Genomic DNA, 21,771 nt, shown 5'->3' with positions numbered 1-21,771 from the left:
TTCGTCATAATTCACGTCGCAGCATTGTTGACTACGCTCGGTTACCCGAGCCACATGCTTTTGTATGCTCCTCGGGATACCCTTACTTGTCGCCTAGCTGCAACGCGAATTATTGAGAATACCTGTCAGTCAATTAACGTCGCTTTATCTGGTTTTAAGTGGTGAGCGTTATGACTGTTTTCCGTGTTTCTATGCGCATTGCTTCCCTTCATTTACACACCTCTCTGACTTCTGTATGCTCCTAATAATTATTTTTTTATTATTCTGTTACTCAGACGGCGTAAGCCTATGTAGCATAGATGCGGAGTCAATGTTCGATGAAATATACGATTATCCCAGTAACCCCTTTTATGCAAAATTGTCAGGTGATTTGGGATGAAAACTCAATGGAAGCCGTGATTGTTGATCCAGGCGGTGAGGCTGAAAAACTGATTGCTGCGATTGAAGAACGTGGCTTAAAGCTCAGCAAAATTCTTCTTACCCACGGGCATGCCGATCATATCGGAGCTACCGCGGCTATTGCCAAACATTTTTCGGTACCTATTTATGGTCCGCAAAAGGAAGATGCTTTCTGGATTGAGGCGTTGGCACAACAAAATGCGATGTTTAATATTGAAGGCTGTCCTGACTTTACACCTGATTATTGGTTAGAAGAGGGGCAGACGGTGAGCTGTGGCCCAATAACTTTTGATGTTCTGCATTGTCCAGGGCATACACCTGGTCATATTATATTTGTTAATCATGCAGATAAACTGATTTCCATGGGGGATGTATTATTTAAAGGGGGTGTAGGGCGTAGTGATTTCCCTCGTGGTGACCATCAAGTACTGATTGCATCGATTAAAAATAAAGTATTACCACTTGGCGATGAGTATCAATTTATACCCGGTCACGGTCCTATGTCGAATTTAGGTCATGAGCGGCAGACAAACCCGTTCTTGCAGGATGACTTACCTGTTTGGTAATTAACAATTTGAACAATAAACGCCTCATTAAGTGGGGCGTTTTATAATTAGACACGGTATTCATTAATAAAAAAAAGAACGATACATATGTATCGTTCTTTTTGCTGTTCAGATTGTTTTACAACTTAGATGACTTTAACGATCGCTTCACACAGTGGAACCATATTTTCGAGTGTTAAGCCAGCGACGTTAATACGTCCAGAACTCACTGCATAGATACCAAATTCGCTACGTAGACGCTCTACCTGCTCTTTTGTCAGGCCACTGAAGGAGAACATACCATTTTGGTTAATGATGAAGCTAAAGTCTTGTTTAGCGCCTTTCTCTTCAAGTGTGCTTACCAGCAACTGACGCATACGTTTAATACGCTCACGCATTGACGTCAATTCTTGGATCCACTCAGCTTTCAGGGCATCATCAGATAAAATGGTTGTGACGACAGCGGCACCATGTGCTGGTGGGTTTGAGTAGTTAGCACGAATAACGGCTTTCGCTTGGCTAAATGCGCGCTCTGCATTATCACTATCTTTAGCAATAATGGTGCAAGCTCCGACACGCTCATTATATAAGCCAAAGTTTTTCGAATAAGAACTTGCTACGATCATTTCTGGATTTTGTTTAGTAAAGATACGCAGGCCTTCAGCATCCTCATCTAAACCTTTTGCAAACCCTTGGTAAGCAAAGTCAAACACTGGCAGTAAACCTTTTTCAGCACATAGTGCAGACAGTTTAGTCCATTGCTCTACCGTTGGGTCGATGCCAGTTGGGTTATGGCAGCAACCATGCAGAACGATAACATCACCGGCTACGGCAGCAGATAGGCTGTTTAGCATGCCATCAAAATCCATACCGTGATTAGCGGCATCATAGTAGTTGTAGGTCAGGACTTCTAAGCCAGCAGCTTCAAAAATATTTTTATGGTTTGGCCAAGTTGGATTGCTTATCCAAACACGCTTAGCGTTGGTTTGGCTAGCGATAAAATCAGCCGCAATACGCAGAGCACCAGTTCCGCCCGGCGCTTGTGCAGTACGAGCACGCTGAGAAGTGACAATTTCATGCTCTTTACCAAATAACAGCTCTTGAGTGACACGACCAAATTCTGGCATCCCACTGATGGCAAGATAGTTTTTGGTGTTTTCATTTTCAAGCAGGAATTTTTCTGCTTTTTTCACAGTGTCTAGAACTGGAGTTTTACCAGACTCATCTTTGTAAACGCCGATACCGAGGTTAATTTTGTTATCACGAGGGTCAGCACGGAAACTATCAGCAAGGCCTAAAATAGGGTCAGCAGGGGCAGCAGTAATTTTTTCAAACATGTTGTCGATTCCAAAGCTCAGTTGTTAAGCCGAAAATGTTGAGTGCTCAGGTTAACGCGCAGAAAACAATTTGCCAACCGTTTTACTAAAAATTGGTAAGATCTTGTGATGTAGGTATAAATTGCATGGGATCTGACCATTAACCGCACTAAATGCAGCGATTTTCTCTAACGTATCGACACTTTAGATTAATAATTGATCTTAATGCAGGATTTAGTGGTTAGGGAGAGAGTGTACGAGGGTAAAGGGACAAATAAGGATAAAAATAGCGCGTCACACAACAAAAAAAGCAACGCCGAAGCGTTGCTTTTCAAAACAGATTTCACTGTTGTCTGAATTATTGTTTAAACAATAATTAGAACTGGTAAACCAGACCCAGACCAACTACGTTATCAGTGTTGATACCGTTTTCACGAGTGAAGTCGTTGTCTTTCAGCAGGTTGATTTTGTAATCAACAACTGCAGACATGTTTTTGTTGAAGTAGTAGTAAGAACCTACAGAGATGTATTTAACCAGATCTTGGTTGTTGTAAGTTTTACCATTATAAGTACGGCCTAAGTCTTTACCTTTAGATTGGTTATAACCAATAGATGGTTTCAGACCGAAGTCGAACAGGTATTGAGCAACTAATTCAACGTTTTCAGTTTTGTTAGCGATACTGTCGTCTGAACCATAACGAGTTGTGTTCAGAGTTTGGCCGTACATAGCTGCTAAGTAAACGTTGTTAGCGTCGAATTTACCACCAACGTTCCATGCTTGCGCTTTTTGACCGCCAGCAGTTGTGTCATGTTGCTGATTAGGAGTACGAGAAGAGTTAGAGTAACCACCACCCAGTGATACGCCCCAACCTAAGTCATACGCTGCAGAGAAACCGTAGCCGTCACCGTTGTCTTTAGCAGCATCGCCTGAAGATGATTTGTTGTTGTCACCGTTTTTGCCTTGATATTGCAGAGCGAAGCTCAGGCCATCAACATAACCGAATGCGTTGTTGTTACGGTAAGTTAACAGGTTACGGTTACGGCTAGTCATGAAGTTGTCAGACTGAGCCATAGTATCCGCGCCCCACAGTGGGAATACGTCGGTCCATGCGTTCGTGTCATAAACCACACCGTAGTTACGGCCGTAGTCGATTGAACCGAAATCAGCAAATTTCAGACCAGCATACGCTAGACGGTTTTTATTTTCGTTGTGACCTTCAGACTTGTTAGTCTTAGTTTCCCACTCGAAACGACCAAAACCAGTCAGTTGATCAGTGATTTGAGTATCACCTTTCAGGCCTAAACGAACGCGTGAATCGTCGCCATCTTCACTTTTCTTACCTTTATCAGCGTCAGCAAAATAGTGACGAACGTCAACTTTACCGTAAACGTCTAGTTTGTTGCCGTCTTTGTTGTATACTTCAGCTGCGTTTGCTGCGCCTGCAGCCAACAGAGCTGGGATAACCATTGCAAGAATATTGCGTTTCATCATTATTATTACCCTCATTGGTGTTATTCGGACACCTGCCACTGCCAAAAATAATTCTCAAAAAAAATTGGAACTATTTATGAGAGATTAGTGTCGTCTATGTCGGCGTCCAGTGTTCCATTGGTAAATAAATTTATCTACCCTCAAAGTGCTACAAAAATAAAGATTCTGAAACAAATGGTAACAAGGTGTTTCAAAATGTAAAAAATAGATCAAAAAACAACCGCAGGTATGACCAGTTTAAAAATAATTACAAAATTTAGGGAACTTTTTGAGAGGTTAAATTGCGCTTTTTTTGAACAATTTAGATAAGTATAATTGACAGATTTGCTTATAGATAAGACAAGAAATGAGGAAAAAAGCAGATTTTTCTGATCTAAATTAAATTGGCTTAAAAAATGGTGTTAATTTGTACACTGGTGTCAACGTGGTTATAGCCTTTGAAAATATTATAAAAGTAATAAAAGATATTAAAAATAATATCGGGTCTATAGCGACCCGATATTCGATATAAAAGATAAGGCTAATAAGTCTTAGAATGCTGCATTTCTTGGCGTACGTGGGAAGGGAATGACTTCACGAACGTTACCAACGCCAGTGACATAAGCCACTAAGCGCTCGAAGCCAAGGCCAAAACCAGAGTGTGGTACTGTGCCATAGCGGCGTAGATCGCGATACCACCAGTAATCTTCTTTATTCATTCCCATTTCATCAAGACGTGCGTCTAACATATCAAGGCGCTCTTCACGTTGTGAACCACCGATGATTTCACCAATACCGGGGGCGAGTACATCCATTGCTGCCACTGTCTTGCCATCTTCGTTAAGGCGCATATAGAAAGCTTTAATGTCCTTAGGATAGTTTTTAACAACCACCGGTGCTTTGAAATGTTGCTCAGCCAAATAGCGCTCATGCTCAGAAGACATATCAACCCCCCAGTACACTGGGTTTTCAAATTTCTTACCACAAGTTTCTAGGATCTTGATCGCATCGGTATAGTCGACTTGCGCGAAATCTGAATTAACAAAGTTTTCTAAACGGTTGATGACGTCTTTATCGACACGTTGAGCAAAGAACTCGAGATCATCACGACGCTCATCAAGTGCTGCCTTGAAGACAAATTTCAGCATTTGTTCTGCAAGACCCGCCACATCATCAAGATTAGCGAAAGCCACTTCCGGCTCAACCATCCAGAATTCCGCTAAGTGGCGGCTGGTGTTTGAGTTTTCTGCACGGAAAGTCGGGCCAAAGGTATAAACTTTGCTTAATGCTGTAGCATAAGCTTCGCCATTCAATTGTCCTGATACGGTTAAGAAGGACTCACGACCAAAGAAATCCTCACTGAAATCAACTTCACCTTTGTCATTACGTGGCAGGTTATTGTAGTCCAGTGTCGAAACACGGAACATTTCACCCGCACCTTCGGTATCAGATGCTGTGATAATTGGGGTTGAAACCCAAAAGTAACCTTGCTCATCAAAGAAACGATGTAATGCTTGGGCAAGCGTGTGGCGAACACGCGCTACTGCACCGATTAAGTTAGTGCGTGGACGCAAGTGTGCGACTTCACGTAGATACTCAACGCTATGGCGTTTTGCCGCCATCGGGTAAGTGTCAGGATCTTCAACCCAACCTACCACTTTAACTGCTGTTGCTTCTAACTCGAAAGATTGGCCTTGGCCTGGTGATTCTTTCACGATCCCCGTGACTTCAACAGAACAGCCTGTCGTCAGATGCAGGACTTCGTCGTTATAATTAGATAAATTATTATTGATGACAGCCTGTAATGGGTTAAAGCAGGAACCGTCATAAACGGCGAGGAAAGAAAAACCAGCATTTGAATCTCTCCTTGTACGTACCCAGCCTTGAACGGTGACTTCAGAGCCCACCGCCACACGGCCTTGCAGTACATCGACTACAGGCGCAACGATCATAAAAATTACTCTCTTTTTATATAAACGAAATTAACGATGACATTTCCACTGTTCTGATTGTTTATCAACCATATTGATATGACCAGTGAAAGTATTTGTTTTCCTGAAATTCTCTATTTCAAGATTGATGTTCTATGTTACTTGCCGTGAGGCAGGAAACAAGTAAAAAATCGTGACTTTTCTACCAGAAAGGTCGTAGTCCCTAGCTATACCTTAGTTAGGGCTCTAATAGCAAGTAAATATAATCATCTACTATGAATATTAATGAAGATGGCACTTTTTGTGTGATACTCAAAAAGAAGGCGCTTGAGTATCACACAGGCTGAAAATGCCATTAACAGGCTTTTTCCATTTTCGGTAGGTCGAAAGCTTTACGCAGTTGATTAACGAACTCATCATCTTCACAAATGGTTTTGCCTGGACTATCAGACAGTTTTGCGACAGGCTTGCCATTACATTCAACCAATTTGATGACGATATTTAAAGGAACGACTCCGGGAATATTGCACGTGAGCCTTGTACCGATCCCAAATACCAGATTAATACGCTTATGGAAATAACGATACAGCTCCAATGATTTTTGCAGGTCTAAGCTATCAGAAAACACTAATGTTTTCGTCATTGGATCAATGCCTAATTTTTCATAGTGTGCGATGGCTTTTTCACCCCATTCGATAGGGTCACCCGAATCATGACGTAGTCCTTGGTAGCGCTTCGCAAAATTATCATCGAAATCACGCAAAAAAGCATCCATCGTAATACAGTCTGTTAAAGCAATACCGAGTTGATCGGGGTATTCATCGAGCCAGCTTTGCAATGCGGCTCGTTGGCTATTTGCGAGTTCAGGGCTGATTTGTTGATGAGCTTGAAACCACTCATGAGCTTGCGTACCAACAGGGGCTAATCCTAATTCATGAGCCAATTTATAGTTACTGGTGCCGACAAGATAAGGAAACTCATCTTTGAGCATGGAAACGATAGCGGATTGTACATCATAGGAAAAACGGCGACGGGTGCCGAAATCCATTAATTTAAAATGGCTAAGGTCGATATGATTTTCGGCCGCTTGGGCATAAAAGACGGTCAGTAATTTTTTTAACTGACTCACCGCATCCTCGCGGGTAATCTGTGGGTGTCTATCGCGTTGAACAATTTCACTGATCAAAGCAAGCAGTGGGACTTCCCACATAATGACTTCGCACCATGGGCCGCTAATACGGATAGCGAGCTGCCCATCATCTGCAAGGGTAATGTCCACTTGTTCTGGCTTAAAACGGAAGTTTTTTAACCAAGCAAGATAGTCGTCTTTGAAAAAAGGAAGACCACTTAAATAATTAACTTCTTCATTAGTTAGTGAAAGATGGGCCATCAATTGGACTTGCTGGCGGATTTCATTCGCATAAGTACCTAAAATTTCACGGCTACGACAGCGGAACTCGGCAACAACCGGAACTTGGCTGTAATGGTGAAATACGGCCTGCTGCATATGAAGCTTATAAGCATCAGTGTCAAGCAGTGATGTAATAATGGGGGTAGCGTCTAAATTCATGGCGCGCAGGCGTCCTCGCGGAGCTATCTACTTATTAGCTAAATCGTTTAAAGTTGGAAAAGTATACTCACTTTAGCAGAAGATAGAAGCCTTATTGCATCACTCTTATCTATGTGAGCTCTTCCAATATTTATTTATACCCTTCACATTTCAAGTGATAGCGTGATGATTAAGTTTGTCTATACTCATCATCGACGGCTATTTTGTTCCTTGCGATACCTTTCTTATCGCTTAGATTCCCCTTGAACGTATCATCATTGACATGATTGACTAGGATGGAATACTGGCTGTTATGGTTATTTAACAAGCGTTAATATATCTATACTAGTCATCAGGTATGAAATGATACTAACACGTAATTTTCTATTTAACAGTGTTATAGCATCAACGAGCAAACCAATTCTTAACAATTGTTGATACTGATAGTCATAAATAGGCAACATAATATGATGCAATTGTTTCTCATAGGCATTTTTGTTGCAGCAGCGTATAGTAATATAAAGAATAAATGATAAACGACTGTATCGAATTAACGAATAAAAAAGGTTACTTATGACCCAATTGCGACAAGCGAAATATCGTCAGGACTATAAAGCCCCTGATTATACTATCTCTGAAATTGATCTCGATTTTATTCTCGACCCAGCAAAAACGGTTGTCACGGCGATTAGCCAAGTAAAACGCCTTAACCCAGAATCATCGACACTGGAACTGCATGGTGAAGACCTGAAATTAATCAGTGTCGAAGTGGATGGTCAGTCTTGGACGCATTATCAAGAGCAAGACGGTAAGCTGATATTGGAATCCTTACCTGAAGCTTTCACATTACATATTGTGAATGAAATCAGCCCCGAAAAAAATACAGCGCTAGAAGGTTTATATGTTTCAGGGGATGCGCTATGTACACAATGTGAAGCTGAAGGTTTCCGTCATATCACTTATTATCAGGATCGTCCTGACGTTTTAGCGCGTTACACAACGACGATTACTGCGGATAAACAACGTTATCCTTATTTATTATCTAATGGTAATCGCATCGCTGAAGGTGAACTGGATGATGGACGTCATTGGGTTAAGTGGCAAGATCCTTTCCCAAAACCAAGCTACCTATTTGCGTTAGTCGCTGGTGACTTTGATGTGCTTCGCGATACTTTTATTACACGCACTGGCAGAGAAGTGGCTTTAGAACTCTTTGTTGATAAAGGCAACCTTGACCGCGCGCCATGGGCAATGCAATCCCTAAAAAATGCGATGAAGTGGGATGAAGAGCGCTTTGGTCTGGAATACGATCTCGATATTTACATGATAGTCGCGGTTGATTTCTTTAATATGGGCGCGATGGAAAACAAAGGTCTGAATGTTTTCAACTCCAAATACGTGCTCGCGAAAAATGAGACTGCCACGGATAAAGATTATTTAAATATTGAATCGGTGATCGGCCACGAATATTTCCATAACTGGACAGGGAACCGTATTACTTGTCGTGATTGGTTCCAATTAAGTTTAAAAGAAGGCTTAACCGTTTTCCGCGATCAAGAATTTAGTTCAGATCTCGGTTCGCGTTCTGTCAACCGCATCAATAATGTGAAAGTGATGCGTGCTGCTCAGTTTGCTGAAGATGCTAGCCCTATGGCACATCCGATCCGTCCTGAAAAAGTGATTGAGATGAATAACTTCTATACCTTAACCGTTTATGAAAAAGGTTCAGAAGTCATTCGAATGATCCACACATTATTAGGCGAAGAGATGTTCCAAGCAGGGATACAGTTGTATGTTCATCGCCATGATGGTAGTGCTGCGACCTGTGATGATTTTGTGCAAGCCATGGAAGATGCCTCGAATGTGGATCTGTCGTTATTCCGTCGCTGGTACAGCCAATCAGGTACGCCTGTTTTAACGGTACGTGATGAATATTTCCCTGAAAAACAAGAATATGTATTACATGTTAGACAAATGACGCCACCAACAGCGGATCAAGCGGAAAAGCTGCCGTTACATATTCCGTTAGATATTGAATTATATGCTGAAGACGGTTCTATTATCCCGTTGAAACATATGGGAAGCCATATCAATTCAGTGTTGAACGTCACACAAGAATCACAAACGTTCACTTTTGATGAAGTTCCTAGCCGTCCGGTTCCTTCATTATTACGTGAATTCTCTGCACCTGTTAAATTAGATTATCCATATAGTGATGAGCAACTTGCCTTTTTGATGCAATATGCAAGCAATGAGTTCTCTCGTTGGGATGCGGCTCAGCAATTGATCGGTAACTATGTGAAGCTCAATGTTGCGAATCATCAAGCGGGCAAAGAATTCGTTTTGCCTGAGCATGTGATTGATGCATTTAGAGCGGTGTTATTGAGTGATTCTATCGATCCAGCATTGGCCGCATTGATTTTAACACTGCCTTCTGAGAATGAGATGGCGGAGTATTTTCAAACTATCGACCCTGATGCTATCCACATTGTCGCTGATTTTATTGCACATCAATTGGCCGTGGAAATGGCGGATGAGTTCTTAGCCGTTTATCAATCAATTCATATTGATGGTTACCGTGTTGATCATGGTGATATTGCGAAACGTTCATTACGCAATGTGTGCTTGCAATATCTTGCAGCAGGGGATGACCAGGCGCTGGCGGATAAATTAGTTTCTACGCAATTTGCATCGGCTGACAATATGACGGATTCATTGGCCGCATTGACAGCAGCGAGCGAATCTCAATTACCTTGCCTTGAATCGTTGATGACTGCGTTTGATGAACGTTGGCATCATGATGGCTTGGTGATGGATAAATGGTTTACGCTGCAAGGCACTAGCCCAGCGCCCGATGTATTGGAAAAAGTGCGGAGCTTGTTGACTCACCGTTCGTTTAGTATGAGTAACCCGAACCGTGTTCGTTCTCTAGTCGGTGCGTTTGCTTCTGGTAATCCGTCTGCATTCCATGCACAAGATGGAAGCGGTTATCAGTTCCTGTATGACATTTTAGTTGATTTAAATACACGCAACCCTCAAGTTGCATCACGGTTGATTGAGCCGTTGATCCGCTTAAAACGTTTTGATGAAAAACGTCAAAGTCTAATGCGTAATACTTTAGAGCAGTTGAAAGGGTTAGATAACCTATCCGGTGACCTGTTTGAAAAAGTGACGAAGGCACTTGAGAGCTAAGTTTCTCATAACCAATCAGTAACCAATACAAGCCCTTGAGAATATTTTTCAAGGGCTTGTTCTTTTCAATCCGCCACAAAAAAGCTGGCAGGGTGTTATTCATGATAGGGCGTTTCGAATGGGTGAATCCGCTTTGTTAACTCCCGACTAATCAGCTTGTGTGCAATAAATTGATTTTTTCATAGAAAAAGTAGCGCAAGATAGGGTAATCTATGTCGCGTTTTATCGGATGAAAATGTTCCCTTTGCTTAATATAGGCTCAGCAAATTTTATTTGTTGGGTGTTTTGATGCGCGGAACATTGTGTCTTTTAATCGCTTTATACACAAAGTAATTTAAGTTGTTGGCGTTAAGCATCAGTGCGCATTTCAGCTTAAAGTATGGCAGGTATAGACAGAAATAGGTTATTGGATATGTTATATCACCTTGCCCGCAAGGCTCTATTCCAGTTCGACCCAGAAAAAGCCCATGAACTGACTTTCCGTCAGCTTCAGCGCTTAAATAATTCTCCTCTTAAATGTCTTCTTCGCCAATCGGTGGCGACTAAACCTGTTCAATGTATGGGGCTGTCATTTAAAAATCCACTTGGTCTAGCCGCAGGGTTAGATAAAGATGGCGAATGTATTGACGCTTTCGGTGCAATGGGCTTTGGTTTTGTTGAAATCGGTACCGTCACTCCTCGACCGCAGGCTGGTAATGACAAGCCAAGGCTGTTTCGGTTAGTTGAAGCAGAAGCGTTGATCAATCGTATGGGGTTTAACAATAAAGGTGTTGATAACCTTGTTGAGAATGTCAAAAAATCAACCTACGGTGGGGTGATTGGAATTAATATTGGCAAAAATAAAGATACGCCAGTAGAGCAAGGTAAGGATGATTATTTAATTTGCATGGATAAGGTTTATACACATGCAGGTTATATTGCTATTAATATTTCGTCACCAAATACGCCGGGTTTACGCACGCTGCAATATGGAGAAGCTTTGGACGATTTGTTAAGCGGAATAAAAACAAAGCAGTTGGAATTACAATCGAAACATCAAAAATATGTTCCTGTTGCCGTTAAAGTTGCCCCGGATTTAAGCGAAGAAGAAATAATACAAGTTACAGATAGTTTAGTTCGCCATAATATAGATGGTGTGATCGCCACGAATACCACTTTAGATCGCTCCTTAGTCCAAGGTTTAAATCACTGTAATGAAGCTGGTGGTTTAAGTGGACGCCCAGTGCAACTAAAAAGTACTGAAGTTATTAGGATCATTTCTCGTGAATTAAATGGCAAGTTACCAATTATTGGCGTGGGTGGAATTGATTCATTAACATCCGCACGTGAGAAAATGGATGCAGGCGCATCATTGATCCAAATTTATTCAGGTTTTATATATAATGGTCCAAAGTTAATTAAAGATATTGTGAACCATATATAGTTAACTGTAAATTTACCTAAAGGGGGCTTTATTTATGCTCCCTTTTAATCTATATTGAGTTGGATGCTTATTTTTAAATCATTTTGACATTTTTAGAACCGAATTATTTATATTTCTATCTAAAAAATGTATTTGTACTCTGACTAATTTGAGTTGCACGTAGCTGTTAAGTCACATTATTCGTTTCGTTAAAAAGCGCTGATAATATAATTAGGCTAATAGAATCGGCTCAACTAGCAACTTCAAGTATGGTGAGTATACCGATAAATCGCTAAGGGATCGTTTATGATAATAAAACCTGATGATCATTGGCGTTGGTATTTTGATCATGACCATGATAGGGTGATGTTGGATCTCGCCAACGGCATGATATTTCGCTCATGTTTTCCCGCAAAAATGCTAACTGCGTTTGCGCGTGATGAAATGCCTTTTAGTATTGAAGATGCTGCTGAGTTTTATATATTCGACGAACAGGCTAAAAGATTAAATTTATCCAATGAAGAAAGAGCCGAATTAGTGCTCAATAGTTTAGTGGCATTTCGTTTTCTAAAACCACAAATGCCAAAAAGTTGGTATTTTTCATCTTTTCACGATATTAAACAGCCAGCTCAAGGCCAGCTTATTCAAGTTTGTTTAGAAAGCACCCGCAATATTGCCACATTTATTATTGCTGAAGCGGGGGCATCGGCAAGTTTATGTTTATTGGCAGAAGCACAATTAGAATTACCAGATCGTAAATTACGCTTCTGTGATCCCATTAAGATCATGAACGATCGTATGAGGGAATATAAGCGCAAGTCTAATCGCTTATTGTATGGCAATGTCATTTAATTGATCATCCTTGATCGTTTATGTTTTTTTTAATATGACTCATAACACCATCATTAAAATAATTATTGGTATGATGGTGTTTAAAAACTAACGTAAAGCTAATTTAATTGCACTTTTAGGAATACAACTACAGGCTAATATATAGCCATCACCTTTAATTGCACTCTGTTTTAATGGTGTCACTTCTCCTTCGAGCAGCTTTATTTTGCATTGACCACAAATGCCTGCGCGACAGGAATAAGGTAGCGATACTCCTTTTGCTTCTAATTGTTCAAGAATGACTTCTTGGTTATTCCCTTCATAATCATGATGTTCAAAAGTCATGGTCACTGTGCTTAGTGGTGTGGTTGTACCGGTCGCCTTGCTGCCTGTTTCCCTTTCTTTTGGGATATAGCGATTAGGTTGTTTCTTTTCGAGTACGGTAACTTCATCACCCACACGAATGACTCCGGTATTATGAATAATCACATTTTGGCCAAAGTCGACATCACCATTTTCAGCGGTGCGGAACGTTTGCAAAGTGGCGAGAGGCTCACTATTAGGGTGCTTTATGCCTTTTTCTGGACTCACGGTGGTCAAAATGCAGCGGCTACATGGGCGATCAAGGGTAAAGATGACATCCCCTATCTGGATTTTTTTCCAAGTATCCTCTTCGAAAGGTTGCGCACCTGTGATGATCAGGTTACCTCTAAATTGTTCAAGTTTAATGCTGGCAGGGCAGCGCTTTTGGAGTTCCTGCACTGAGGCTTCATTAATTAATAAGAAGGGGTAACCGTCAGCAAAAGACATTGGAACATCGGGCATGGTTTTGACTCGGCGAGACAGATGAGGGCTTATCCAACGAAGTTGAACAGGCTCCTCAAAATAGCGACTCAACCAAGAATTAATCGTTTCGGGTGCAATCAAGGCATGAAAATGATTCCCCCAAACTTCAGTTGGGCTCTGATTCTCATCAAAGTCCTGATACAATACCGTCACACTTTCGCCATCGGGTGCTTTAAGATAAAGACCATTATTTAACATTGCTGGTGTGAATAGTAACATCTGAGGGTATTTTCTCGCGGTGATAAATTTACCTTCCAGCGTTGTTACCATAAAATTACGATCAAAGATTAATCCACTGGTATCAGCGTAAGCATGAGACAAACGTATGCCTCTCATGGACTTGACTGGGTGGGTATAAAGGCGTGAAAGCGTTATCATTATTTAATCCTTATAATTGTTGCTGAGCAACTTTATGACAACTCCATAAGATTAGCTATAATGCGCAACAATTTTTCATCCAAATTGGTAAAAAATACTATGAATTCTCTGTTTGCCAGCACAGCTCGTGGCCTTGAAGAACTATTGAAATCCGAATTAGAAGCTCTGGGCGCTAGCCAGTGCAAAATTGCACAAGGGGGTGTCTATTTTCAGGCTGATGAACGGGTGATGTATCAGAGTCTGCTCTGGAGCAGGCTGGCATCCCGTATCTTATTACCATTGAATGAGTTTGACGTTTACAGCGACTTAGATTTATACCTTGGTGTACAGGCCATTGACTGGACCGAAATCTTCTCGGTTAATGATACATTTTCAGTTCATTTTAGTGGTACTAATGACGAAATCCGCAATAGCCAATATGGGGCGTTAAAAGTTAAAGATGCGATTGTCGATTGCTTTGTACGTAAATTAGACCAGCGGCCAGATGTTGCACGGCAACAACCCGATATTCGTGTTAACGTTTATTTAAATAAAGAGAGGGCGAGTGTCGCGCTTGATTTAAGTGGTGATGCACTCCACATTCGCGGTTATCGTGATTTAGCGGGCCAAGCGCCATTAAAAGAAAATTTAGCGGCTGCGATTATAAACCGTTCAGGTTGGCAAAAAGATACGCCTCTTGTCGATCCTATGTGCGGTTCAGGCACATTGCTCATTGAAGCGGCAATGATTGCGGCGGATAGAGCCCCTGGTTTATATCGTGAACATTGGGGATTCTATGCATGGTCAAAATATAATCCTGAATTATGGCGTGAACTGATCACAGAAGCTCAGGTACGTTTTCGTCAAGGTTTGAAAGAAACAACCTCGCGTTTTTATGGCGTTGATATTGATAAACGTGTACTCGATATGGCGCGTTCTAATGCGCGCAGAGCTGGGGTTCAAGAATTGATAAGCTTGAATCAAGGCGATGCGGCGATGCTTGAAAACCCGGTTAAAACGGATCATAAAGGTACTATTTTAAGTAACCCTCCTTATGGTGAACGTCTTGAAAGTGAGCCTGCGTTGATTGCGTTGCATAGCCAATTAGGTCGTGTGGTTAAATCACGTTTTCCAGGGTGGCGTTTATCCATTTTTAGTGCTTCCCCAGAGCTTTTAAGCTGTTTGCAATTGCGTTCAGAACGTGAATTTAAAGCGAAAAATGGGCCATTGGAGTGCGTACAAAAAAATTATGTTCTGGCTGAGACCCCGTCTGAAACCGTGGGGGAAATTTCACCAGATTTTGCGAATCGTCTACGTAAAAATCACAAAAAGTTCAGCAAGTGGGCTAAACAGCAAGGTGTTGATTGTTACCGCGTCTATGATGCGGATTTGCCTGAATACAATGTTGCCGTCGATATCTATGGTGACAAAGTCGTTATCCAAGAATATGCCCCACCGAAAACGGTAGATGAGCGCAAAGCTCGTCAACGACTATTTGATGTTATCACGGCGACAATGAACGTATTGCAGCTATCATCCAACCAACTGGTGTTAAAAACGCGCCAACGCCAGAAGGGGAAACAGCAATACGAAAAATTGGCACAAAAAGAAGATTTCTTTTTAGTGCAAGAATACAACGCTAAAATGCTCGTCAATTTAACGGATTATCTTGATACTGGGTTATTTTTAGACCATCGTATTGCTCGTCGTATGTTAGGGCAAATGAGCCGCGGTGCAGACTTTTTGAACTTGTTTTGTTATACCGGTTCAGCCACCGTCCATGCGGGTTTGGGCGGTGCGAAAAGTACAACCTCGGTGGATATGTCTCGTACCTACCTAGAATGGGCAGAGAAAAACTTACAAGCAAACGGCTTAACTGGACGTCAACATCGTTTGGTTCAAGCGGACTGCCTGAATTGGTTAGCAAATAGTCATGAACAATTTGATTTGATCTTCATTGATCCACCCACTTTTTCAAACTCAAAACGAATGGACGGTACTTTTGATGTGCAACGTGATCATATCCAGTTGATCAGCCATTTAAAACGCATGTTACGCCGTGGGGGAACGATTATGTTTTCCAATAATAAGCGAGGTTTTAAAATGGATAGCGAAGCACTGAGCGACCTTGGATTACAAGCCGAAGAAATTACAGCGAAAACACGTTCAGAAGACTTTGCTCGTAACCGTCAGATTCATAACTGCTGGCTGATACGCCACGCAGCGTAAAGGATAAAATCAATGGCTTTAATTAATTTGTCAGGTGCATATTTATCGTTTAGTGATGCACCTTTATTGGATAGTACTGAACTTCATATTGAAGACAATGAACGTGTTTGTTTAGTTGGCCGTAATGGTGCAGGTAAATCCACATTAATGCGTGTATTAACGAAGGAGCAGCCGCTTGATGATGGGCAGCTTCTTTATCAACAAGATCTGATTGTTGCCCGTTTACAACAAGACCCACCACGTAATATTGAAGGGACTATTTTTGATTTTGTTGCGGAAGGGGTTGCGGAGCAAGCTGAGTATCTTAAAGATTACCATCATGTGTCTAAATTGGTGGAAAGCGATCCAAGTGAAAAGAATTTAAACAAATTAGCTGAATTACAAGAGGTTCTTGATAGTCGGAATTTATGGTTACTCGATGCTCGTATTAGTGACGTATTGAAAAAACTGGATCTTCCTGCGGATGCGCAGTTGTCTTCATTATCAGGTGGTTGGCTACGCAAAGCGGCATTGGGCCGTGCATTAGTCAGCAATCCACGTGTATTGTTTCTTGATGAGCCGACTAACCACTTGGATATTGAAACCATTTTATGGTTAGAGAATTTCCTGAAAGATTTCCAAGGTAGTATCGTCTTTATCTCCCATGACCGTTCATTTATCCGCAATATGGCAACACGTATTGTTGATCTCGATAGAGGCAAATTGTCATCGTGGCCGGGTAATTATGATGCCTATTTGATCGCAAAAGAGGAAGCTTTGCGTGTAGAAGAGATGCAAAATGCAGAATTTGACCGCAAACTTGCCCAAGAAGAGGCGTGGATTCGTCAAGGCATCAAAGCAAGACGTACGCGTAATGAAGGGCGTGTGCGTGCGTTAAAAGCTTTGCGAGTTGAACGTTCTCAGCGTCGTGAAGTACTGGGTAGCGCAAAAATGCAAGTTGAAGAAGCGGCTCGCTCAGGAAAAATTGTGTTTGAGATCGAAAATGTGAACTATCACATTGATGGCAAAGTCTTAGTCAAAGATTTTAGTGCACAAGTGATGCGCGGTGACAAAATTGCCTTAGTGGGGCCAAATGGCTGTGGTAAGACGACGCTGCTGAAATTAATGTTGGGAGACTTACAAGCCAATAGTGGTAAGGTGCATTGCGGCACTAAGTTAGAGGTCGCTTATTTCGATCAACACCGTGCGGCTCTCGATCCCGATAAAACAGTAATGGATAACCTAGCAGAAGGAAAGCAAGAGGTGATGGTGAACGGCAAACCACGCCATGTCTTAGGTTATCTACAAGACTTTATGTTCCCACCGAAACGTGCGATGACTCCGGTTCGTGCGTTATCGGGGGGAGAGCGTAATAGGCTATTACTTGCTCGATTATTTTTAAAACCCAGTAACTTATTGATCCTCGATGAACCGACTAACGACCTTGATGTGGAAACTCTAGAACTACTAGAGGAGTTGGTGGACAGCTATCAAGGCACAGTGCTATTAGTCAGCCATGACCGTGAGTTTGTTGACAATAGCGTCACGGAATGTTGGATTTTTGAAGGCAACGGGGTGATCAATCGCTACGCGGGGGGATATTTTGACGCTCAGCAGCAAAAAGCACAAACCGTGAGTTTGAAAACCACGCAACAAAGTAAAATATCGGACGAAGAGAAATTTACTAAAGTAAAAGAGCCTACAAAGCGAAATAATAAGATTAGCTACCATTTACTACGTGAATTAGAACAATTACCATCAAAGCTTGAGCAACTTGAGAGCGAAATTGAAACACTGCAAGCCACAATCAGTGATGCAGACTTCTTTAATCAGCCTCATGATGTTACAGAAAAAACATTAAATGCATTGGCTGAGAAAGAACAAGCGCTAGAACAAGCATTTGATCGTTGGCAAGAACTTGAACTATTAAAAAATAGTTAGTTTATAGATCAAAAATAGAAGGGGCGAATCACCTTGTGCTCTCATGAGTCTCATGAACATGTGCTGTGTACACAGTGCGACATGTTAGTTGCAGTGCCTGAATTAGAGCAAGGCACTAAAGCTACATGTCCACGTTGCCATACTGTGTTGGTTGCAAAGTGGCGCTATCCGTATAAGCAGCCAGCGGCATATGCATTCAGTGCATTAATCATGCTGCTGGTTGCATGTATGTTTCCATTTGTCAAAATGAGTGCGGCCGGAATCGAAAATGAAATCTCTTTATTTCAAATTATAGAGATTATCGCGACAACCCGTTACAGCGGGTTGGCTCTATTCTTTCTGTTTTTTTCATTAGTGATCCCCGCCTTTTGTATGGTGACTATCATACTCTTTGGTATGCAAGTGTATGTACCAAAACCGATTAAAGTGTGGATGAGCCGTATCCTGTTTCAAATGAAATCTTGGTGTATGGCAGAAATTTTCCTTGCGGGCGTGCTGGTCAGTTTCGTGAAACTGATTGCCTATGGGGATATTGGCGTTGGATTAAGCTTTTTGCCTTATTGTTTATTTTGTGTTTTACAAGTGAGGGCGTTTCAATGCCTTGATAGGCACTGGATGTGGAACAAAATCGAACCTGCCCCAAAATTGGCACAAAAGCTAGAGGTTGGACGTACAGGGATCAGTCAAAATGTTCGGTTGTGCTTAGTGTGTACAGCGATTTTACCCGCTGAGCAATCTCAATGTCCTCGCTGCCATGCACATGGTAGTGTGCGTAAGCATCAAAGCATACAATGGACAGCCGCACTGTTATTGACTTCTTTTATATTGTATATCCCAGCGAATCTGCTGCCTGTCATGACAACCAATATGCTGGGTAGCGACATGCCGGCGACTATTATGGATGGCGTAATACTATTGTGGGGGGATGGTTCATATCCCGTTGCGTTAGTGATTTTTATTGCCAGTATTATGGTACCTTCATTAAAAATGATAGGTATTGCGTGGCTATGCCTTGATTCTCAGGGGTATGGCAATCGAGACCCCCATCGTATGCACTTTATTTATGAATTAGTTGAATATGTAGGTCGTTGGTCAATGATTGACGTATTTGTTATTACCATTTTGGCTGCATTAGTTCAAATGGGGCAATTAATGAGTATCGTCCCTGCACAGGGCGTTATTTTCTTTGGCGTCGTGGTCATTTTAACGATGTTTGCTGCGATGACTTTCGACCCCAGACTGACATGGGATCGCTGCGAAAAGAAAAATGCAATAAAAGTTGTTGAACAAGAAGGAGCCATCGGGTGAGTGAACAAAAAACGCCACAGGCCAATGCCAAAGTCAGTAAACTGAAAAGTTGGTCACCTGTATGGGTGATCCCTATCATCACTGTCTTAATTGGTGCTTGGATATTATTTTATCACTTCAGCCATCAAGGCCCTGAAGTGACGTTAATTACTTATAATGCTGAAGGCATTGAAGCCGGTAAAACCAAGATTAAAAGCCGTAGTGTAGATATTGGTATCGTTGAAAGTGTGACATTAGACGACAACTTTAGCCGAGTTGTCATTAAGGCTCGCCTTAATAGCGATATGAAAGATTTGCTACGCACTGATTCTGCTTTTTGGATTGTGAAACCAGCTATCGGCCGTGAAGGTGTGACAGGTCTGGGAACATTGCTATCAGGGGTATTCATTGAATTACAACCCGGTAGTTCATCAAAAGAGCATAACGAATTTACGCTGTTAGATTCGCCTCCGTTAGCTTCTCCTGATGCAAAAGGGATCCGAGTGATATTGGTGAGTGATCGTGCTGGTCAATTGAATCCTGGGGACCCTGTCTTGTTTAGAGGCTATCGTGTCGGTTCTGTTGAAACCAGTAATTTTGACATGGATAAGCGTGATATGCGCTATCAGCTATTCATCAATGCGCCGTATGATAAGCTCATTAGCACCAATGTGCGCTTTTGGAAGGATAGCGGCATCGCTTTCGATATGTCATCGCAAGGTATTCATGTGGAGCTGGGATCAATAGCAACCTTACTTGCTGGTGGGGTTAGTTTTGATGTGCCAGCAGGTTGGGTCCCCGGTGAAGGGGTGAAAGAAAATACGGAATTTAAACTCTTTGATAACCAAAGTAGTATCCAAAATTCCCTGTATACCGAGTATCAAGATTTTGTTCTGTTCTTCTCGGATTCAGTAAGAGGTTTACAGCCTGGGGCGCCTGTAGAATTCCGTGGTATCCGTTTAGGTACAGTAGCTCAAGTGCCTTTCTATACTGAAGGTCTTGATCAGAAACTGGATAATGATTTCCGCATTCCGGTATTAATCCATATAGAGCCAGAACGATTCAGGAAAGATGTGGGTGCTGACTTCAATCTGAAAAATGAACTGAAATTAGCGATGAAAGATGGGCTTCGTGCCTCACTGAAATCAGGTAACTTACTGACAGGAGCGCTGTTTGTTGACCTTGATTTCGTGCCTAACGTACCGGATTATAAAGGGCCTGATGTGGTGGCTGGTTATAAAGTGATTCCAACAACCAGTGGTGGTTTGGCGCAAATTCAGCAAAAAGTGATTTCAGTCTTGGATAAAATCAATAGTATGCCGATTGAGCCTATGTTGAATCAAACGACCCAAACACTGGCTGAAGGGCAGAAAACGATTAAAGAAGCGCAGGTGATGCTGGCTGAACTGAATAAAGTCATGGGCAGTAAAGAGTTCCAGAACTTACCTAGAGACTTGCAAAAAACCTTGAACGAGATGAATCGAGCAATGCAAGGGTTCCAACCTGGCTCACCAGCATATAATAAGATGGTTGATAATATGCAGCGTTTAGATCAGGTGCTTAGGGAAGTGCAGCCATTATTACGGACGTTGAATAATAAGAGTAATGCCTTAGTATTCGAGGCCGAGCCGTCGAAGGATCCTGTGCCTAAAGGAGTGAAAAAATAATGAGATATCTGGTATCGATATTTGTTTTAATGCTGGCGGCTTGTAGCAGCACCCCTGAAAAAATGTACTACCAATTGCCGGTAAAAGCGCCGGCAACACAAACAGCGGTAGTGATGGGGCAACAAAATCAAATTTGGCTGCAACGAGTTATGTTGGCTGATGTTTTGACATCAAACGGCATTACTTACCAGACATCGGATGTCAGCTACAGTAATGCAAGCTCACACTTATGGGCTAGTCCACTTGAACAGCAGTTAGGACAATCCATGGTCAGTGAACTATCGTCTGCGTTACCGGGGCGCTTAGTGTCTCTACAGCCGCTACAGAATTCACCTGATACGCTAGATATCACGCTGACCGCGTTTAATGGGCGTTATGATGGGATGGTTTTAGTACAAGGTTTTTGGACATTATCGAATGGTCGTGAAGTGATCCGCCGTAACTTTGATATACAGCTTGAACAAAAAGAAGATGGTTATCCTGATTTGGTGCGCACCTTATCGCAAGGATGGCAGCAAGTGGCAGATGGGATAGCGAAAGAGATCAGCAAACCCTAATTAACACTATGATTACGGATAAATGCGCCTCGTGTTTTCATCAACGGAGGCGCATTTTTTTTGTAAAACTGCTTATAAATCATTCAAATATAAATTATCGTACTATGAACTTCTATAAGGAATATGATATTAATATATTTAATATCAATTAGTTGTCACTTTTTGAATGTATATATCACATTTATAACATTTATGACATTCATATGAAATTCTTTACTTGATTTTCTGACCTGCCAGCGGTATTTCTATACTGTACCTAAATTAAGAGCCCT

General features: G+C 41.7%; 14 protein-coding genes. 9 read left to right on the top strand and 5 right to left on the bottom strand.

Annotated elements, in window-relative coordinates:
- The first annotated feature begins 317 nt into the window (after nt 1-317).
- A complete protein-coding gene (locus G3341_RS14075; protein ID WP_163862612.1) occupies nt 318-965 on the top strand; it encodes an MBL fold metallo-hydrolase in 648 nt (215 codons plus the stop codon).
- 125 nt (nt 966-1,090) lie between these two features.
- Here the strand turns inward: G3341_RS14075 and G3341_RS14070 are convergent, their stop codons facing one another.
- The 4 genes from G3341_RS14070 to pncB form a co-directional block, all read right to left on the bottom strand.
- Nucleotides 1,091-2,281, bottom strand: a complete 1,191-nt coding sequence (locus tag G3341_RS14070; protein ID WP_154623295.1) for an amino acid aminotransferase — start codon at nt 2,279-2,281, stop codon at nt 1,091-1,093.
- Nucleotides 2,282-2,636: 355 nt separating this feature from the next.
- Nucleotides 2,637-3,752 carry a porin OmpC gene (gene ompC, locus G3341_RS14065; protein WP_272657905.1) on the bottom strand — a complete coding sequence of 372 codons (1,116 nt, stop codon included), beginning with the start codon at nt 3,750-3,752 and terminating at the stop codon, nt 2,637-2,639.
- Between the two features lie 530 nt (nt 3,753-4,282).
- On the bottom strand, nt 4,283-5,683 hold the full coding sequence (gene asnS / locus G3341_RS14060; protein WP_154623422.1) for an asparagine--tRNA ligase: 1,401 nt from the start codon (nt 5,681-5,683) through the stop codon (nt 4,283-4,285).
- Between the two features lie 334 nt (nt 5,684-6,017).
- Nucleotides 6,018-7,232: a nicotinate phosphoribosyltransferase gene (pncB, locus tag G3341_RS14055; RefSeq protein WP_154623423.1), complete on the bottom strand. Its 1,215-nt coding sequence runs from the start codon at nt 7,230-7,232 to the stop codon at nt 6,018-6,020.
- Nucleotides 7,233-7,784: 552 nt separating this feature from the next.
- On the opposite strand from pncB, the gene pepN reads away from it, so the two are divergent.
- The 3 genes from pepN to G3341_RS14040 all read left to right on the top strand — a co-directional run bounded on the left by pepN (nt 7,785) and on the right by G3341_RS14040 (nt 12,657).
- Nucleotides 7,785-10,403 carry an aminopeptidase N gene (gene pepN, locus G3341_RS14050; protein WP_154623424.1) on the top strand — a complete coding sequence of 873 codons (2,619 nt, stop codon included), beginning with the start codon at nt 7,785-7,787 and terminating at the stop codon, nt 10,401-10,403.
- A gap of 412 nt (nt 10,404-10,815) precedes the next feature.
- Nucleotides 10,816-11,826 carry a quinone-dependent dihydroorotate dehydrogenase gene (gene pyrD, locus G3341_RS14045; protein WP_154623425.1) on the top strand — a complete coding sequence of 337 codons (1,011 nt, stop codon included), beginning with the start codon at nt 10,816-10,818 and terminating at the stop codon, nt 11,824-11,826.
- A gap of 285 nt (nt 11,827-12,111) precedes the next feature.
- Nucleotides 12,112-12,657 carry a cell division protein ZapC gene (locus G3341_RS14040; RefSeq protein ID WP_154623426.1) on the top strand — a complete coding sequence of 182 codons (546 nt, stop codon included), beginning with the start codon at nt 12,112-12,114 and terminating at the stop codon, nt 12,655-12,657.
- Between the two features lie 87 nt (nt 12,658-12,744).
- Here the strand turns inward: G3341_RS14040 and G3341_RS14035 are convergent, their stop codons facing one another.
- On the bottom strand, nt 12,745-13,860 hold the full coding sequence (locus G3341_RS14035; RefSeq protein WP_154623427.1) for a YcbX family protein: 1,116 nt from the start codon (nt 13,858-13,860) through the stop codon (nt 12,745-12,747).
- A 99-nt stretch (nt 13,861-13,959) separates the two neighbouring features.
- Here G3341_RS14035 and rlmKL point away from each other — a divergent pair, with 99 nt between their 5' ends.
- From rlmKL to pqiC, 5 genes are read left to right on the top strand one after another with little or no spacing between them, the layout of a single operon-like run.
- A complete protein-coding gene (gene rlmKL / locus G3341_RS14030) occupies nt 13,960-16,068 on the top strand; it encodes a bifunctional 23S rRNA (guanine(2069)-N(7))-methyltransferase RlmK/23S rRNA (guanine(2445)-N(2))-methyltransferase RlmL (RefSeq protein WP_154623428.1) in 2,109 nt (702 codons plus the stop codon).
- Nucleotides 16,069-16,080: 12 nt separating this feature from the next.
- Nucleotides 16,081-17,988, top strand: coding sequence for an ABC transporter ATP-binding protein (locus G3341_RS14025; protein ID WP_163862610.1), 1,908 nt, complete (start codon nt 16,081-16,083; stop codon nt 17,986-17,988).
- A 33-nt stretch (nt 17,989-18,021) separates the two neighbouring features.
- Entirely contained in the window at nt 18,022-19,296 is a 1,275-nt protein-coding gene (pqiA, locus tag G3341_RS14020; RefSeq protein WP_154623430.1) for a membrane integrity-associated transporter subunit PqiA, read from the top strand.
- Nucleotides 19,293-20,942: an intermembrane transport protein PqiB gene (gene pqiB, locus G3341_RS14015; protein ID WP_163862606.1), complete on the top strand. Its 1,650-nt coding sequence runs from the start codon at nt 19,293-19,295 to the stop codon at nt 20,940-20,942. The genes pqiA and pqiB overlap by 4 nt, the downstream gene beginning before the upstream one ends.
- Nucleotides 20,942-21,499, top strand: a complete 558-nt coding sequence (pqiC, locus tag G3341_RS14010) for a membrane integrity-associated transporter subunit PqiC (protein ID WP_154623431.1) — start codon at nt 20,942-20,944, stop codon at nt 21,497-21,499. Before pqiB ends, pqiC begins: the two co-directional genes overlap by 1 nt.
- Nucleotides 21,500-21,771: the final 272 nt, after the last annotated feature.

Source organism: Providencia vermicola (assembly GCF_010748935.1).
Taxonomy (GTDB): domain Bacteria; phylum Pseudomonadota; class Gammaproteobacteria; order Enterobacterales; family Enterobacteriaceae; genus Providencia; species Providencia zhejiangensis.
The sequence above is the reverse complement of the archived record's forward strand: the minus strand, read 5'-3'. Positions and strand labels throughout refer to the sequence as shown.